This is a genomic window from Pseudomonas sp. 32A, from assembly GCF_052682255.1.
Genome location: NZ_JBQYLY010000001.1, coordinates 6,123,673 through 6,139,984, shown reverse-complemented (window position 1 = coordinate 6,139,984; position 16,312 = coordinate 6,123,673). Strand labels below are relative to the sequence as shown.

Sequence of the window (16,312 nt, the reverse complement as noted above, 5' to 3'; positions counted from 1 at the left end):
GATAAACTCCATCTTATCCTACGTATCGTTCTGATTTTTCAGAAAAAGCCCTTCTGGAGACACCTCATGAAATTCATCCACCAGCGCGAACACCTCAATGAAGGAGACATTGTCGTCATTGAATGTTCGCAAACGTGCAACATCCGCCTGATGAGCGACGCGAACTTTCGCAGTTTCAAGAACGGTGGCCGCCACACCTACCACGGCGGCGCATTCGACAAGTTCCCGGCAAAAATCACCGCGCCGAGCACTGGGTTCTGGAACATTACCCTGGACGTGGTGACCCGCCGCGCCATCAGCGTGACCAAAAAGCCGACCTTGTCCCACAAGATCCGCATCGTGCGTCGCACCAATTCGAAACTCAGCTGACAGGAATGCCCGTGACTACCACCAAATATGTGATCAAGTACAAACTCAACGGTGAGCGCCGCTTCGAATTCGCCCAATTGCAAGCAGGCAGCATCGAGGAAGCCAAGGCGGCGCTGGCGAAAATGCACGATGCCAGCGATGAAATCACCGATATCAATGTGAGCAAGGCCCTGTAATTCGAGCGCAAGCATCGGAGTGTCGTAACGCTGGCGACTTCCTAGACTGGCAGCCTTTATCCGCTGCCACAGGAACTCGCCGATGCCTTCTACCTCACTGCAAGAACGCTTGGCCAAGCTGGATTGGCGAGCGATCGAGCAAGACCTCGATCAACAGGGCAACGCAATCATTCCAGCGCTGCTGGGTCAGCAAGAATGTGCGCAGCTCTGCGGCCACTACCCGCACCCTGAGCGGTTTCGCTCCCATGTGCTGATGGCCAGGCACGGCTTTGGTCGGGGCGAGTACAAATATTTCCGCTATCCGCTGCCCACCCGGGTCAGCGAGTTGCGTGAGCAGCTGTATCAATACCTGGCGCCCCTGGCCAATCGCTGGAACGAACAGATGAACCTGCCGATCACCTACCCGGCACACCATGCTGACTTCATTGCCCGATGCCACGCCGCGGGGCAACAGCGCCCTACCCCGTTATTGCTGCAATACGGCCCCGGCGACTACAACTGCCTGCACCAGGATCTGTACGGCGAACATGTGTTTCCCTTACAAGTGGCCATCCTGTTGTCGCAGCCGGGAGAAGACTTCCGTGGCGGCGAACTGGTGCTGACCGAACAGCGACCACGCATGCAATCCCGGGCCCAGGTCGTACCGCTGAACAGGGGCGACGCCGTGATCTTCGCGGTCAATCAGCGACCCATGCCCAGCGTGAGGGGGTTTCATCGGGTGACCTTGCGCCATGGGGTCAGTGTTCTGCACAGTGGTACGCGGCATACCTTGGGAGTGATTTTTCACGATGCGCAGTAAGACCGATCCCGGAGCAACCGCCGATTTGTTTGCCGACGAGGCCTTGCAGCAGCCCCCGGGGCGCGAGCAAATCGGTGAACAATCCTACGTTCTCAGAGGCTACGCCTTACCCTGGGTCGAGCGTTTGCTGCCGGAGCTGCGGCGGGTACTGGCTCAATCGCCGTTCCGGCAAATGGTCACACCCGGTGGTTTTACCATGTCGGCGGCGTTAAGCAGTTGCGGTGAATTGGGCTGGACGACCGACTCCACCGGTTATCGCTACTCCCCAATTGACCCGAATAACCAACAACCCTGGCCAGCCCTGCCGGCCGCATTGCGCGAACTGGCCGTGATGGCCGCAGCAGATGCAGGTTTCGACGATTTCGAACCGGATGCCTGCCTGATCAACCGCTATGTGCCAGGCGCGAAAATGTCCCTGCATCAGGACAAGAACGAGCGCCGCTACGCCGCTCCAGTGGTCTCCGTGTCACTGGGTTTGCCGGCGATCTTTCTGTTCGGCGGCCATGAGCGAGGCGACAAGGCACAAAAAGTCTCGCTGTTCCATGGCGATGTGGTGGTATGGGGCGGTGTGGATCGCCTGCGCTTTCACGGCGTGATGCCGATCAAGCCCGGCACTCATCCGGTCATGGGGCCGCAGCGCATCAACCTGACGTTTCGCACGGCCGGGTGAATTTGACCGCAAGCATCGGAGTGTTGCGAATGCCCCCGGGGACTAACCTGGCATTCTTCAACCAGGAGCCACCACCATGACCGCGCGCCACGCCACCGAACAAGACCCACGCTGGGCCGCCATCGTCGCCCGCGACGCCAAGGCCGACCTGACCTTCGTCTATGGCGTAAAAACCACCGGTGTGTACTGCCGCCCCAGCAGTTCCGCGCGGCGGCCGCGCCCGGAGAATGTCGAGTTCTTCGACACCCCGCAACAGGCCGAAGCCGCAGGCTACCGACCCAACAAGCGCTATTCGGGAGACCAGACACAGGTCGCCGCACGCCACGCGCAACTCGTGGCAGCCGCCTGCCGGCACATCGAACAGGCCGAAACCCTGCCGGCCCTTGAAGACCTGGCTACTCTCGCCGGCTTGAGCCCGTTTCATTTCCATCGGGTGTTCAAGGCGGTGACCGGCCTCACACCCAAGCGCTACGCCAGCGCCCATCGCTCACGCAAGGTCCGCGACGGGCTCAAGGGCCATCATTCGGTGACCGATGCGCTGTACGACGCCGGCTTCAATTCCAACAGCCGCTTTTATGAGGCCGCCGACCAGTTGCTCGGCATGAAGCCTGGCGACTACAAAGCCGGTGGCACCAATACGGATATTCGGTTTGCCGTCGGCCAATGCTCGTTGGGCGCAATTCTGGTGGCGCAGAGCAATCGCGGTGTGTGCGCGATCCTGCTGGGGGATGACCCGGACAAACTGGTGCGCGACCTGCAGGACCAGTTTCCCCGCGCCAATCTGCTGGGCGCCGATCACGACTTCGAACAACTGATCGCCCAAGTGGTGGGCTTTATCGAGGCGCCGGCCCTGGGCCTGAACTTGCCCCTGGATCTGCGCGGCACTGCGTTTCAGGAGCGGGTCTGGCAGGCCTTGCGGGAAATCCCGGTGGGTTGCACTGCCAGCTATGCCGAGATTGCCCAGCGCATCGGCGCCCCGACGGCCTATCGCGCCGTGGCCCAGGCGTGTGGTGCCAACAACCTGGCGGTGGCGATTCCCTGCCATCGCGTGGTGCGCAGCAATGGCGACCTTTCGGGCTATCGCTGGGGCGTGGAGCGCAAACGGCAGTTGCTGGCACGTGAAAGCCCGGCAGAATCCTGAAGAAGGCTACAGGAGTTTGCGCTTGCGAAACTCGGCCACCTTATGCCGATTACCACACAGCGCCATGCTGCACCAGCGACGCTTGTGGCCCTTGGTCCGGTCGTAGAACCACAGCACGCACTCGGGATGTTCGCAGGTACGGATCAAACCGAAATCCCCTTCCACCAGCAACGTCGCCGCGGCTTCGGCGATTGGCGCCAGGAACTGCTCAGCGGTTTGCTGTTTGCGCTGGCGCTCCAGGCGCAACTCCCCGGGCGCCGGCCAAGCCAGCTGCGGATGGCTGACGGCCTTGCGCAAAAATGCATTCAGTGCCGCAGGATCACCCTGCTGCCCAGCCTTGCGCTGTTCCAGCAACAAGCGAATCACTTCCCGCAGCCCCCGCGCCGCGCCCAGCAAAGCGCCCTCCTCGAAAACCGGCGCCGCGCCCTCTTCGCACCAGCCCAGTCGCACCAGCCAGCGCTGCACATCGGCATCGCCTTGCCAGAATTCAAAGGGCACACCGTCGACATTCGCCAGGGTGTTGAGCATGTCCAACACCGGATGGTCGGCTAGCACGTGGGGTTCCATCGGGGATGGTGTGGTGGCGGTCATGGCGAGTCCTCTTCAAGTCCGCGACATCGTAACCGCTGATATTGCTTTTGGATAGTTACTAAACACACCTATAGGTAACCTATTAAATTAATTTGACAGGTTACTTTTTCGAGCGCAGCCTGCGAAACCAGTAACCCAACAAATCAACTTATCCAGTTACACAGAGAATTCCGATCATGTCGATTTCAGCCCCCGTTGTGCGCTACCAGCATGTTGATGCCGATGGCGTGCGCGTGTTCTACCGCGAAGCCGGCGATCCGTCTGCGCCCGTGCTGTTGCTGCTGCACGGTTTTCCCAGCTCGTCCCATATGTACCGCGACCTGATCCCGCTGCTCGCCACCCGCTACCGGGTCATCGCCCCCGACCTGCCTGGCTTCGGCTTCACCGAAGTGCCTGCCGAACGTCATTACCACTACAGCTTCGATAACCTGGCGATTACCGTCGGCCATTTCGTCGACGCCCTGCAGCTCAGCCGTTATGCCCTCTACGTGTTCGACTATGGCGCACCAGTGGGCCTGCGCCTGGCAGTGGCGCACCCTGAACGGGTCAGCGCGCTGATATCGCAAAATGGCAATGCCTACCTGGAAGGTCTGGGTGACGCCTGGGATCCGATCCGCGCCTATTGGGCCGAGCCGAGCCCAGCCAATCGCGAGGTGATTCGCAACGCCGTCATCAGCCTGGAAGGTACGCGCTATCAGTATTTGTACGGCGTCCCGCAGCCCGAGCTGGTTGCGCCCGAGTCCTACATGCTCGATGTGCTTCTGATGCAGCGACCCGGCAATGACGAAATCCAGTTGGACCTGTTCCTCGACTACCGCAACAACCTGACGCTGTACCCGGCGTTCCAGGGTTTTTTCAAGGCCACGCAAGTGCCGGCGCTGGTGATCTGGGGCCAGAACGATCCGTTCTTCATCCCGCCGGGCGCCCATGCCTATAAACGCGATAACGCCAACGCCGTGGTGGAATTGCTCGACACCGGCCACTTCGCCCTGGAAACCCACGCCGCGCATATTGCCCAGCGGATTCATGCGGTACTGGGCCACGCCATCGACTGATGCGCGCCCATGAAACACTGGATTCGTCCAGTGAATAAAACAGACTGGCCTGGTGCTGCATGGCCCTGCTAAAACGACGGCACAGCATTCCACCGTTGGAGAAGCGTCCCATGAGCACCTGGCCAGACACCCGAATTCTTGACCTGCTGGGCATTGAGTTGCCGATCATCCAGGCGCCCATGGCGAATGCCACGACCACCGCCATGGTGATTGCCGCCAACCAGGCCGGCGCCCTCGGTTCGATGCCGGCAGCAACCCTGAGCATCGAACAGTTGCGCGAAGCACTGACCATCATTCGCCAGGCCAGCTCGCGGCCGCTGAACGTGAATTTCTTCTGCCATCAGCCACCGGCGCCAGACGCTGATCGCGACCTTCAGTGGAAGAACCTGCTGGAGACTTACTACCGCGAACTCGGCGCTGACTTTGATGCCCCGACGCCCGTCTCCAACCGTGCGCCGTTCAACGACGCTGCGTGCAAAGTGGTCGAAGAATTCCGTCCGGAAGTGGTGAGTTTTCACTTCGGCCTGCCGGAAAAAAACCTGCTGGACCGAGTCAAGGCCACCGGGGCGAAAATACTGTCGTCGGCCACTACGGTGGAAGAAGCCATCTGGCTGGAACAGCACGGCTGCGACGCAATCATCGCCATGGGTTTCGAAGCCGGCGGCCATCGCGGGATGTTCCTCAGCGACGACCTGAATAGCCAGATCGGCACACTGGCGCTGGTGCCGCAGATCGTCGACGCCGTGAGTGTGCCGGTGATTGCGGCCGGCGGCATCGGGGATGCGCGGGGCATCGTCGCGGCCTTCGCCCTCGGCGCGTCGGCGGTACAGATCGGCACCGCGTACCTGTTTACCCCCGAGGCCACCGTCTCGAAGTCCCACCACCACGCCTTGCGCAACGCCCAGGCCAGCGAAACCGCGCTGACCAACCTGTTCACCGGCCGCCCGGCGCGGGGCATTATCAACCGAGTGATGCGAGAACTGGGCGCGATCAACCCGACAGCACCTGCGTTTCCGTTGTCTGGCGGTGCGTTGATGCCACTCAAAGCCAAGGATGAAGCCGGCTTCAGTAACTTGTGGTCGGGCCAGGCGTTGCGCCTTGGCAAGGACATCTCCACTTATGACCTGACGCTGGAGCTGGCCGCGCAGACCCTGGAAAAACTCGGCCGACGCTGAACCTGAACTCCCGGGACAACTTTGCACTGTACCGGCAGTGGCCAACCGCTATATATTCCCATACATAGCGGTACGCCCTTCTGCCTATAACAAGCCGCAAAGTCGGTAATCCCCCAAGGAGCTTCTTGATGATGATTCGCGCCTCACGCCTGGCCCCCACGGCCCTCGCTACCCTGATCGCCGCGTTTGCCTTGTCCTCGGCGAATGCCGATGAAGTCCAGGTGGCCGTGGCCGCCAACTTCACCGCACCGATCCAGGCAATTGCCGCCGACTTTGAAAAAGACACCGGCCACAAGCTGGTCGCCGCCTACGGTGCCACCGGCCAGTTCTACACCCAGATCAAGAACGGCGCGCCGTTTGAGGTGTTCCTCAGCGCCGACGACACCACCCCGCAGAAACTCGAAGCCGAAGGCGATACCGTCAAGGGCTCGCGCTTTACCTACGCAGTAGGCACCCTGGCGCTGTGGTCGGCCAAGGAAGGTTATGTGGATGCCAAGGGCGAAGTGCTGAAGAAAAACCAATTCCAGCACCTGTCCATCGCCAACCCGAAAGCCGCGCCTTACGGCCTGGCCGCCACCCAGGTACTGGCGAAGGAAGGCTTGACCGAGAAGGTCAAGGACAAGATCGTGGAAGGCCAGAACATCACCCAGGCCTATCAGTTCGTGTCCACCGGCAATGCCGAGCTGGGTTTTGTAGCGCTGTCGCAGATTTACAAGGACGGCAAAGTCACCAGCGGTTCCGCCTGGATCGTGCCGTCGTCGATGCATGACCCAATCAAGCAGGATGCGGTGATCCTCAACAAGGGCAAGGACAGCGCCGCTGCCAAGGCCCTGGTTGAATACCTGAAAGGTCCGAAAGCCGCCTCGGTCATCAAGTCCTACGGGTACGAACTGTAAATGCCGCTGTCGAGTGCCGATTTTTCCGCGATCTGGTTGACCGTGAAGCTGGCGTCCCTGACCACGGTGATCCTGCTGATCATCGGCACTCCGATCGCCCTGTGGCTGTCGCGCACCCGCTCCTGGTGGCGCGGCCCCATTGGCGCGGTGGTGGCCTTGCCGTTGGTGTTGCCACCCACGGTGATCGGCTTCTACCTGCTGTTGACCATGGGGCCCAACGGCTACTTCGGCCAGTTCACCCAATGGCTGGGCCTGGGCACCCTGACCTTCAGCTTCGCCGGGCTGGTGATTGGCTCGGTGATCTATTCCATGCCGTTTGTGGTGCAGCCGTTGCAAAACGCCTTCTCCGCCATCGGTACTCGACCGCTGGAAGTGGCCGCTACCTTGCGGGCCAATCCCTGGGATACATTTTTCACGGTGATCCTGCCCCTGGCGCGCCCGGGGTTTATCACGGCATCGATTCTCGGTTTTGCCCACACCGTCGGCGAGTTCGGCGTGGTGTTGATGATCGGCGGCAATATTCCAGACAAGACCCGGGTGGTCTCGGTGCAGATCTACGACCATGTCGAAGCCATGGAATATGCCCAGGCCCACTGGCTGGCCGGCTCGATGGTGGTGTTTTCTTTCCTGGTGTTGCTGGCGCTTTACTCCAGCCGTAAAACCAAAGCGGGCTGGAGCTGATGTCGATGATCGAGGTGCGCCTGCAACTGAAGTATTCCGGGTTTGCCCTGGACGTTGACCTACAACTGCCAGGTCGCGGGGTGACGGCGCTGTACGGTCATTCCGGCTCCGGCAAGACCACCTGCCTGCGCTGCATCGCCGGGCTGGAACGGGCCGAAGAGGGCTTCGTGCGGATCAACGACGAAGTCTGGCAAGACAGCCGCAAAGGGCTGTTCGTGCCGCCCCACAAGCGGGCCCTGGGCTACGTGTTTCAAGAAGCCAGCCTGTTCCCGCATTTGTCGGTGCTGGCCAACCTGGAATTCGGCCTCAAGCGCATCCCACGCCAACAGCGCCGCGTTGAGCTGGACCAGGCCACCGAGCTGCTGGGCATCGGCCACTTGCTGGACCGCCATCCGCAGCACCTTTCCGGCGGTGAACGCCAGCGCGTCGGCATCGCCCGCGCCCTGCTCACCAGCCCGAGCCTGCTGCTGATGGACGAACCGCTGGCGGCGCTGGACAGCAAACGCAAAAGCGAAATCCTGCCGTACCTTGAACGTTTGCACGACGAGCTCGAGATCCCGGTGCTGTACGTCAGCCATGCCCAGGACGAAGTGGCGCGCCTGGCTGATCACATCGTGTTGCTCAGCGACGGCAAGGCCCTGGCCAGCGGCCCCATCGGCGAAACCCTGGCCCGGCTGGACCTGCCCATGGCCTTGGGCGACGATGCCGGCGTGGTGATCAACGGTACGGTCTGCGCCTACGATGAGCATTACCAGTTGCTGACCCTGCAACTGCCCGCGAGCCAATTGCAGATGCGCGTGGCCCACGCACCGCTGGCGCTGGGCAAACCGTTGCGCTTCAAGATCCAGGCACGAGACGTCAGCCTCAGCCTGCAGGCCGAGGAACACAGCAGCATCCTCAATCGCCTGCCGGTGACGGTGACCCAGGAAATCCCGGCGGACAACGCAGCCCATGTGCTGGTGAGCCTGGATGCGGCCGGCACTCCGCTGCTGGCGCGCATCACCCGCTACTCACGGGACCAGTTGCAACTGCATCCCGGCCAGACGCTGTGGGCGCAAATCAAGGCGGTGGCGGTACTGGCCTGACTGCCCGACACCCCTTCCCGTAGCAGCTGTCGAGCCCCAGCGAGGCTGCGTCGGCGCGCCTCGGTTCAGCGCCTGGCTGGTTAATGGAGGTGCTGCCAACGCAGCCTCGCTGGGGCTCGACAGCTGCTACGGGGGGGCAAACTTGTTGGCACGACCGCAAAACCCTGCGGTCAATCAGAAATACCTGCCAAGGAATTTGCGCCATGCCCGATCCTGCGTTGCTTGCCGACCTGCCCCGCGACCTGCATTACGTCGACGATACCCAGCCCGGGATCTCCCGGAAAAAGCTGCGGGGCAAATTCCAGTACTTCAAGGCCGACGGCACACGCATAACCGATGCCGACGAAATCAAGCGCATCAACGCCCTCGCGGTGCCGCCGGCCTATACCGATGTGTGGATCTGCGCCGACCCGCGCGGCCACCTGCAAGCGACCGGCCGTGATGCCCGGGGGCGCAAGCAATACCGTTATCACCCGCGCTGGCGCGAAGTGCGTGACACCGACAAATATTCCCGTCTGCAACAGTTCGGCAGCGCGTTGCCCAAGTTGCGCAAGCAGTTGGAAGCGCAGATCGCGGCGCCCGGGTTCAATCGGGAGAAGGTGCTGGCCACGGTGGTGATGCTGCTCGACGCCACCCTGATCCGCGTCGGCAACACTCAGTATGCTCGGGACAATCGTTCCTACGGCCTGACGACCCTGCGCACCCGACATGTGGACATCAAGGGCAGCGAGATCCTGTTCCAGTTTCGCGGCAAGAGCGGCATCGAGCACCAGATCACCGTCAAGGACCGACGCCTGGCCACGGTGATCAAGCGTTGCCTGGAATTGCCGGGGCAGAACCTGTTCCAGTACCTGGACGAGAATGGCGAGCGTCATACGGTCAGTTCCACCGACGTGAATGCCTACCTGCACAGCCTCACCGGCGCGGATTTTACCGCCAAGGATTACCGCACCTGGGCCGGCACGGCCCTGGCGTTGGCGGTATTGCGCGAGCTTGAATGGCAGCCGGAATCCGACGCCAAGAAGCATGTGGTGGAGATGGTCAAGAACGTCGCCAAGCAACTGGGTAACACCCCGGCGGTGTGCCGCAAGTGCTATATCCACCCGGCCGTGCTGGAGCATTTCAGCCTGGGCGAGCTGGCAAAGCTGCCCAAGCCCCGGGTGCGCAAAGGCCTGAAAGCCGAGGAAGTGGGGCTGGCGATGTTTCTGGAGCAACTGGCCGAACGCCTGTGAGTGCCCCAAGTCATTGCAGCCGAACGCAAAGCGTCCTACGGTAGTGGCCGGATAATCTCACCGAGGAACCCGGCCCCATGCTGCCTTCATCCTTGAAGCCCTACACCAACGCCGCCTTATTGCATCGTCACAAATGGCGCGGGCGTGTCGGGCTGATGCTGGTGGCCAGCCTTTCCGTGCTGGCGGGCATGACCGACGCCATTGGTTTCATGGCCAGCGGGGATTTTGTCTCGTTCATGAGCGGCAACACCACGCGCCTCGCCGTGGCGATCAGTGAGGGCGACCTGGGCCTCACCGCGCGCCTGACGCTGCTGGTGGCGACGTTTATCGCCGGCAATGCATTGGGCGTGATGGTCAGCCGCATCAGCCGGCGCCATGCCCTGCCTTTGTTGCTATGCATTGCGACCCTGCTGTGCGGGGCCGCGGCCTGGCCGTTCGACGATCGACTGCCGTCATTGCTGGCGGCAATCATCGCCATGGGCATGCTGAATGCTGCCGTCGAAGAGGTGAACGGATTACCGGTGGGGCTTACTTATGTCACGGGGGCGCTGTCGCGATTTGGTCGCGGGCTGGGCCGCTGGATGCTGGGTGAACGCCGCAATGGCTGGCGCGTGCAACTGATCCCCTGGGCCGGGATGTTTGCCGGTGCGGTGATCGGTGCATTGCTGGAACATCACATGGGGATTCGTGCGCTGCTGGTCAGCGGGTTGCTGTCGGCGCTGTTGGGGCTGGTGTCGCTGAAGATTCCCCGGCGCTGGCACCTGGGGTATATGCCACGCTAGAAACGAGTTGCCCGCCCGACGCTCCGGCCTCGACGTCCATGTACCGGTAAAGAGCCGTCACGCCAGGCGAGCAGGAAAATACTAAAACAATGCCCGCGAAGCTGTCCGCAGGGCATTTCTGAACTTTTCTAACGCAACGGATTAGAGACAAGTCGCCAGTGCGGCGAGGCGACGCTTGGCCGGGTAGTCATCCTGGGCCGCGTAATAGTTCACGCTGGCACCCGCGCCGGCGCTGCGCACGTCGACAAAGTAATCACCTGCCGTGGTGTAGATGGTGAAGCCACCGGCCTGTGCAGGCTCCATAAAGCCACCGGCGTCGACGCCGAATACCGCTTCGTCCTGCCAGCCGAACTGGATGCATTGGGCAACCACCAGCGGGGCCTTGTCCGAGGCCAGGGTTTTATAGGGCGTACCGGTACGCGCCTGTTTCATCTTCGAGCCCGCGCAACCGGCCAGCGATGCCAGTACCAAAGCGCCAATTACCACCATCCGCATACCGAAGCTTCCTTGGAAAAAACGCGACTGTACCATTAGCAGGCGACACCGAATGATAATTGCGTCACCCTGCCGCCTACTTACGAACCCGCTTTTACCCGGAACCCCCATGACACCCAACGCCGAGCGCTACAACCCCTCCACCGACTACGCCGACAAGCTGATCAGCCGCATCGGCCAAACGCCTTCGTGGATCGCCAAACGCATCGGCGTGACCGACAAGCGCATCCGCTACATCCTGGACGGCGAGCGCACCGTCAAAGGCGAAAGCACCCCGATCCAGATGACCTACACCGAGCAGTTCGCCCTGGAATGCCTGGCGGCCGAGGCCAAAGCCAACAAGAAACCCGCCAGCCCGGTTGCTGAATAGCTGACAGATTCATGAACTTTGTTTCACTGTGAAGGGAGACCTTGCCGCCTATAGTCGGCAGGCTCATTTTTAAGAAGTCTCCCTTCCAGCCTGCCCTCCCGCAGGCTTTTTTTTGCCTTGGTTTTGCGCCCCCCGTAGCAGCTGTCGAGCCCAAGCGAGGCTGCGTCAGGCGCGCCTCGGTTCAGCGCCTGGCTGGTAATGGAGGTGCTGCCAACGCAGCCTCGCTGGGGCTCGACAGCTGCTACGGGGGGGGAGTTTGCGGGTTAGAGCAGCCAGCGGAACAGATAGAACAGTGCCATGCTCAGCAACACAGTGATCAGCACGCTGCGGGTCCAGAACATCAACGCCACCGCGCACACCCCGGCCAGCAGGTAAGGGTTGCCCAGGCTCAGGTTGAGCGTGTGGTCAGCCAGAAAAATGATCGGTCCACAGATGGCGGTGAGCATCCCCGGTACGGCAAACCCGAGAAACTCCCGTGCCCCGCGATTGAGGCGCACCGGCAGGCGCGGCTCGAGAAACAGGTAGCGGTTGAGAAACACGATCAGGCCCATGCCAAAAATCATCACGAAGATCATTGCTGCCCTACTCCCAGCCGCTTGCAGGCAAACCCTGCGCTCATCCCCAGCACACCGGACACCACCACCGCCGACTCCCAATGCAAGTAGCTCAGCCATACCGAGCACAGCAACGACACGGCGACGCAGACGATGGTTGGCACGTCGCGTACCACCGGGGTGATCAGGGCGATAAAGGTCGCGGCAATCGAGAATTCCAGGCCCAGTTGATCCAGCCCGGGAATGCTTTTGCCGAGCACGATGCCGGCGAAGGTAAAGACGTTCCAGATGATATAGAACGTCAGGCCGACGCCCAGGGCGTACCAGCGGTTGAAGGTCTGGCGGTCATATTGGCTGACCAGGGCGAAGAATTCGTCGGTCAGCAAAAAGCCCAGGCTCATGCGCCACCGTGGTTTGAGCGGCGACAGCGTGGGACGCATGTGCATGCCGTAGAGCAAATGCTGAGAGGTCAGCAGCAAGGTAGTCAGCAGGATCGAAATCAGGCTGGCGCCGCTCTTGACCATACCGATGGCCACCAGTTGGGCGGCACCGGCAAACACAATGGTCGACAGCCCTTGGGCTTCCAGCGGCGTGAATTGGGCATCAATTGCGGTGGAACCGGCCAGCAATCCCCAGGGCGCACAGGCCAGGGACAATGGAATGATCGCAATCGCGCCACGGGAAAAGGCGTTCAGAGGCAGGGCGTTAGGCATACACAACAGGCTCATCGACAGTCAGTCGACAAGCATGCCAGCGGTATCAGGGATTGTCTTGAACGATCGTGCTCAAGCCAGTTTGACCGACACCCGCTCCACCGCATCCCGGGCTTCGCGCAGTTCGTGGGCGTCCTGGTTGAGCCGGTGGATGGTATTGAGCAGACGCTGGCGCAGCACTTCATCGCTGAGCTTTTCGACGGCGCGCATCAGGTCAAAGGCCGCGGTTTCGTTATTGTCCGCGACGGAATCAAGGGTCTTGCGCAGGTTGCGAGTGGCACGGGTCACACGTTTTCTTCCTTCATCACCAATGGGCAGGCACTTTAGGACATTTGTGTTTCAGTTTAATTTCAACCACTTGTCGTCGATTGTCCGGCCGTTGACGCAGGTCAATCGAAACAGAATTTGACCGACACATATGGAAATACGTATATTCGTATTTCCATATGTATGAGGCCGCTGACCATGTCAGATCTCTTCTCCCCACCCAACGTCTTCAAATGCCTGGCCGACGCCACCCGCGCTCGGATGACGTTGTTGATCCTGCGTGAAGGCGAACTTTGTGTGTGCGAGTTGATCCATGCTCTGGACGACAGTCAGCCGAAAATATCCCGCCACCTGGCGCAACTGCGCAGTTGCGGGTTATTGCTGGACCGTCGCCAGGGCCAGTGGATTTATTACCGCCTCAATCCTGTATTACCTGAGTGGGTGACGGCGGTGCTCGACGTCACCCTGCAAGCCAACCAAGCCTGGTTAAACACAGACGCCCAGCGTCTGGACACCATGGGCGACCGACCACAACGGGCCAGCGCCTGCTGCTGATCCTGCGGAGAGCTTTTCATGCTTGTTGCCGTTGCTATCTTTCTGTTCACCATCATCCTGGTCATCTGGCAGCCCAAGGGCCTGGGTGTAGGCTGGAGCGCCACGATGGGTGCAATCCTGGCCCTGGCGTGTGGGGTTATCAGCCTGGCGGATATTCCGGTGGTGTGGCACATCATCTGGAATGCCACCGGGACGTTCGTCGCGCTGATCGTCATCAGCCTGTTGCTGGATGAGGCGGGCTTTTTTGCCTGGGCCGCCTTGCATGTGGCGCGCTGGGGACGTGGACGCGGTCGGCGGTTGTTCGCGTATATGGTGCTGCTGGGTGCGCTGGTGTCGGCCCTGTTCGCCAACGACGGCGCGGCGCTGATCCTCACGCCCATCGTGATGTCGATGCTGTTGGCGTTGCGCTTCTCTCCGGCGGCAACCCTGGCGTTCGTCATGGGCGCCGGGTTTATCGCCGACACCGCGAGCCTGCCGCTGGTGGTCTCCAACCTGGTAAACATCGTATCGGCCGACTACTTCAAGATCGGCTTCAACGAATACGCCGCCGTGATGGTTCCGGTAAACCTGGTAAGCGTCGCCGCGACCCTCGCGGTATTGATGTGGTTTTTCCGCCGCGATATTCCGCAAACCTACGACCCGGCCGACCTCGACGACCCTGCCAGCGCGATCCACGACCGTGCAACGTTTCTCGCCGGCTGGTGGGTACTGGGCATTCTGCTGGTGGGCTGTTTTGCCCTGGAACCGCTGGGCATTCCCATCAGTGCAATTTCCGCCGCCTGCGCCACCTTGCTGCTGGTGATCGCCGCCAAGGGCCACAAGATTTCCACGCGCAAGGTGCTGAAAGAAGCGCCCTGGCAGATCGTGATCTTCTCCCTGGGCATGTACCTGGTGGTCTACGGCCTGCGCAACGCCGGGCTGACCAACTACCTCGCGACCTGGCTCGACACCTTCGCCGGTTACGGCGTGTGGGGCGCGGCATTGGGCACCGGTGTACTCACTGCCCTGCTGTCTTCGGCAATGAACAACCTGCCAACCGTGCTGATCGGTGCGCTTTCCATCGAAGCCAGCCACGCGGTAGGCGTGGTCAAGGACGCGATGATCTACGCCAACGTGATCGGCAGCGACCTCGGCCCGAAAATCACCCCCATCGGTAGCCTGGCGACCTTGCTCTGGCTGCACATCCTGGCGCGCAAAGGCATCAGCATCACCTGGGGTTACTACTTCAAGGTCGGGATCGTGCTGACCTTGCCGGTGCTGTTGATCACCCTCGCCGCCCTCGCCCTGCGCCTGAGTTTCTGACGGAGTCCGCTTGATGAAAGTCCTGTTCATGTGCACCGCCAACAGCTGCCGCAGCATTCTCTCGGAAGCCTTGTTCAACCATCTGGCGCCGCAAGGTTTCCAGGCCATCAGCTCCGGGAGTTTCCCCAAGGGCCAGGTGCTGCCCCGCAGCCTGACCACCCTGAAGGCCGCCGGCATCAGCACCGAAGGTTTGTACAGCAAGGGCAACGACGCCTTTGAAGGCAGCCCGCCGGACGTCGTCATCACCGTGTGCGACAAGGCCGCCGGAGAAGCCTGCCCGGTGTATTTCGGCCCGGCCATCAAGGCACATTGGGGGTTGGAGGACCCATCGGATGTTCAAGGCGATGAAGCCCAGGTCGACGCCGCGTTCCGCTCCACGCTGGAAATCATTGAACGGCGCTGCCGGGCTTTTTTCGAGATTCCGTTCGCCAGCCTGAATCCCGTTGAACTCAAGGCCGAGCTTGATCGCATCGCTGCGCTATAACCGCAGAGCCTGTCGACGAGTCGATCTGAAGCCCTTTTCCGGCGTATGCTCGCGGGCAACCGTCCCTGCGAGCCCCCTCAATGAGTTCCATGCAGCACGCCTGGCTGGGCAACTACGAAGTCAGCAGCACCGCCTGCACTGGCCTGACATTTGCCCGCCACAGCCATGATGAATGCGTGATCGGCGTCAACCTGCTCGGCGAGGAGCAGGTGTGGCTGGACCGCCGTACCTTCGAGGCCGGCCCCGGCAGTATCACCTTGTACAACCCGGGGCAGATTCAGGGCGGCGGCGCGGCCGAGGGGCAGCCGTGGCGGTTTGTCAGCCTGTATGCGACTGCCGATCAATTGGCAGCTGACCTGGGTCTGGCACACCTGGAATTCGACCGTTCGCTGTGCTTCCAGCCGGAACTGGCGATGAAACTGGCCGGTGCGATTGAGGGTTCGTTGAGTGCCGATCCGCTGACCAGAGCGCTAAGTGAGGACGCCTTGGTGGTGCTGCTGGGTGAGGTGGTCAGTTGCAGTGGCGTGCGGTTGCCTGGCAGCACGGCGGTGGGTCGCGGGGTGGTGATCAAGGCCCAGGAATTGCTGGCTGAAAACCTGCATCAGGCCGTGGCCCTCGATACCCTGGGTGATGAGTTGGGCCTGTCGAAATTCCATCTGCTGCGGGCCTTTCAGAAAGAAACCGGGCTGAGTCCGCGCCAGTGGGCGATGCAACTGCGCACCCGTCGCGCCAAGGGGCTGTTGCGCTCAGGCATTGCTGCGTCGCAGGTGGCTCACACCCTGGGATTTGCTGACCAGAGCCATCTGAACCGGCATTTTCGTGCGGCCTACGGCATTACGCCGGGGCGCTATCAAAGCGTGCTCAAGGGCTGAAAAGCGCAATCTGGTTCAAGACGACTTACGCGCCCTTCCCTAAAATGC

General features: G+C 61.4%; 22 protein-coding genes. 17 read left to right on the top strand and 5 right to left on the bottom strand.

Translation table 11 applies throughout. The features are described from left to right. Positions 1-66 precede the first annotated feature (66 nt). The 5 genes from ACUN0G_RS28270 (at position 67) to ada (ending at position 3,155) form a co-directional block, all read left to right on the top strand. Positions 67-369, top strand: coding sequence for a DUF1883 domain-containing protein (locus ACUN0G_RS28270; protein ID WP_003212586.1), 303 nt, complete (start codon positions 67-69; stop codon positions 367-369). A gap of 11 nt (positions 370-380) precedes the next feature. Beyond that, positions 381-545 (top strand): hypothetical protein, encoded by a 165-nt coding sequence (locus ACUN0G_RS28265; protein ID WP_421525524.1) that lies wholly within the window; start codon positions 381-383, stop codon positions 543-545. Positions 546-627: 82 nt separating this feature from the next. After that, entirely contained in the window at positions 628-1,344 is a 717-nt protein-coding gene (locus tag ACUN0G_RS28260; RefSeq protein WP_445574948.1) for a 2OG-Fe(II) oxygenase, read from the top strand. Beyond that, positions 1,334-2,014, top strand: coding sequence for a DNA oxidative demethylase AlkB (gene alkB / locus ACUN0G_RS28255; RefSeq protein WP_445574947.1), 681 nt, complete (start codon positions 1,334-1,336; stop codon positions 2,012-2,014). The genes ACUN0G_RS28260 and alkB overlap by 11 nt, the downstream gene beginning before the upstream one ends. A 76-nt stretch (positions 2,015-2,090) precedes the next feature. After that, positions 2,091-3,155 (top strand): bifunctional DNA-binding transcriptional regulator/O6-methylguanine-DNA methyltransferase Ada, encoded by a 1,065-nt coding sequence (ada, locus tag ACUN0G_RS28250; RefSeq protein WP_445574946.1) that lies wholly within the window; start codon positions 2,091-2,093, stop codon positions 3,153-3,155. 6 nt (positions 3,156-3,161) lie between these two features. Here ada and ACUN0G_RS28245 read toward each other — a convergent pair whose 3' ends face one another. Further along, positions 3,162-3,746, bottom strand: a complete 585-nt coding sequence (locus ACUN0G_RS28245; RefSeq protein ID WP_445574945.1) for a CGNR zinc finger domain-containing protein — start codon at positions 3,744-3,746, stop codon at positions 3,162-3,164. Between the two features lie 176 nt (positions 3,747-3,922). On the opposite strand from ACUN0G_RS28245, the gene ACUN0G_RS28240 reads away from it, so the two are divergent. From ACUN0G_RS28240 to ACUN0G_RS28210, 7 genes are all read left to right on the top strand, one after another. Next, entirely contained in the window at positions 3,923-4,801 is an 879-nt protein-coding gene (locus tag ACUN0G_RS28240; protein WP_445574944.1) for an alpha/beta fold hydrolase, read from the top strand. Between the two features lie 110 nt (positions 4,802-4,911). After that, positions 4,912-5,976: an NAD(P)H-dependent flavin oxidoreductase gene (locus tag ACUN0G_RS28235; RefSeq protein ID WP_445574943.1), complete on the top strand. Its 1,065-nt coding sequence runs from the start codon at positions 4,912-4,914 to the stop codon at positions 5,974-5,976. A 128-nt stretch (positions 5,977-6,104) separates the two neighbouring features. Further along, positions 6,105-6,872: a molybdate ABC transporter substrate-binding protein gene (modA, locus tag ACUN0G_RS28230; protein ID WP_445574942.1), complete on the top strand. Its 768-nt coding sequence runs from the start codon at positions 6,105-6,107 to the stop codon at positions 6,870-6,872. Next, a complete protein-coding gene (modB, locus tag ACUN0G_RS28225) occupies positions 6,873-7,553 on the top strand; it encodes a molybdate ABC transporter permease subunit (protein ID WP_076016198.1) in 681 nt (226 codons plus the stop codon). 5 nt (positions 7,554-7,558) lie between these two features. Beyond that, positions 7,559-8,638, top strand: a complete 1,080-nt coding sequence (gene modC / locus ACUN0G_RS28220) for a molybdenum ABC transporter ATP-binding protein (protein ID WP_445574941.1) — start codon at positions 7,559-7,561, stop codon at positions 8,636-8,638. Positions 8,639-8,841: 203 nt separating this feature from the next. Beyond that, positions 8,842-9,870, top strand: coding sequence for a DNA topoisomerase IB (locus ACUN0G_RS28215; RefSeq protein WP_201142933.1), 1,029 nt, complete (start codon positions 8,842-8,844; stop codon positions 9,868-9,870). A 77-nt stretch (positions 9,871-9,947) separates the two neighbouring features. After that, the gene (locus tag ACUN0G_RS28210; RefSeq protein ID WP_445574940.1) at positions 9,948-10,652 is read left to right on the top strand and encodes a YoaK family protein; all 705 of its coding nucleotides are present in this window, start codon (positions 9,948-9,950) and stop codon (positions 10,650-10,652) included. 141 nt (positions 10,653-10,793) lie between these two features. On the opposite strand, the gene ACUN0G_RS28205 is transcribed toward ACUN0G_RS28210, so the two are convergent. Continuing rightward, complete coding sequence (locus tag ACUN0G_RS28205; RefSeq protein WP_258346219.1) at positions 10,794-11,147, bottom strand: hypothetical protein; 354 nt, start codon at positions 11,145-11,147, stop codon at positions 10,794-10,796. Positions 11,148-11,256: 109 nt separating this feature from the next. Here ACUN0G_RS28205 and ACUN0G_RS28200 point away from each other — a divergent pair, with 109 nt between their 5' ends. Continuing rightward, on the top strand, positions 11,257-11,517 hold the full coding sequence (locus ACUN0G_RS28200) for a hypothetical protein (protein ID WP_017480362.1): 261 nt from the start codon (positions 11,257-11,259) through the stop codon (positions 11,515-11,517). A 263-nt stretch (positions 11,518-11,780) separates the two neighbouring features. On the opposite strand, the gene ACUN0G_RS28195 is transcribed toward ACUN0G_RS28200, so the two are convergent. The 3 genes from ACUN0G_RS28195 to ACUN0G_RS28185 all read right to left on the bottom strand — a co-directional run bounded on the left by ACUN0G_RS28195 (position 11,781) and on the right by ACUN0G_RS28185 (position 13,072). Beyond that, positions 11,781-12,092: an AzlD domain-containing protein gene (locus tag ACUN0G_RS28195; RefSeq protein WP_258346221.1), complete on the bottom strand. Its 312-nt coding sequence runs from the start codon at positions 12,090-12,092 to the stop codon at positions 11,781-11,783. Beyond that, positions 12,089-12,784 carry an AzlC family ABC transporter permease gene (locus ACUN0G_RS28190; protein ID WP_003212602.1) on the bottom strand — a complete coding sequence of 232 codons (696 nt, stop codon included), beginning with the start codon at positions 12,782-12,784 and terminating at the stop codon, positions 12,089-12,091. Before ACUN0G_RS28190 ends, ACUN0G_RS28195 begins: the two co-directional genes overlap by 4 nt. Positions 12,785-12,856: 72 nt before the next feature. Beyond that, entirely contained in the window at positions 12,857-13,072 is a 216-nt protein-coding gene (locus ACUN0G_RS28185) for a hypothetical protein (RefSeq protein WP_003212603.1), read from the bottom strand. A gap of 177 nt (positions 13,073-13,249) precedes the next feature. On the opposite strand from ACUN0G_RS28185, the gene ACUN0G_RS28180 reads away from it, so the two are divergent. From ACUN0G_RS28180 to ACUN0G_RS28165, 4 genes are all read left to right on the top strand, one after another. After that, a complete protein-coding gene (locus tag ACUN0G_RS28180; protein ID WP_258346225.1) occupies positions 13,250-13,606 on the top strand; it encodes a metalloregulator ArsR/SmtB family transcription factor in 357 nt (118 codons plus the stop codon). An 18-nt stretch (positions 13,607-13,624) separates the two neighbouring features. After that, entirely contained in the window at positions 13,625-14,908 is a 1,284-nt protein-coding gene (locus tag ACUN0G_RS28175; protein WP_017480358.1) for an arsenic transporter, read from the top strand. Between the two features lie 13 nt (positions 14,909-14,921). Next, the gene (locus tag ACUN0G_RS28170) at positions 14,922-15,392 is read left to right on the top strand and encodes an arsenate reductase ArsC (protein WP_445574939.1); all 471 of its coding nucleotides are present in this window, start codon (positions 14,922-14,924) and stop codon (positions 15,390-15,392) included. An 80-nt stretch (positions 15,393-15,472) separates the two neighbouring features. Next, entirely contained in the window at positions 15,473-16,264 is a 792-nt protein-coding gene (locus ACUN0G_RS28165; protein WP_445574938.1) for an AraC family transcriptional regulator, read from the top strand. The last annotated feature ends 48 nt before the right edge of the window (positions 16,265-16,312 follow it).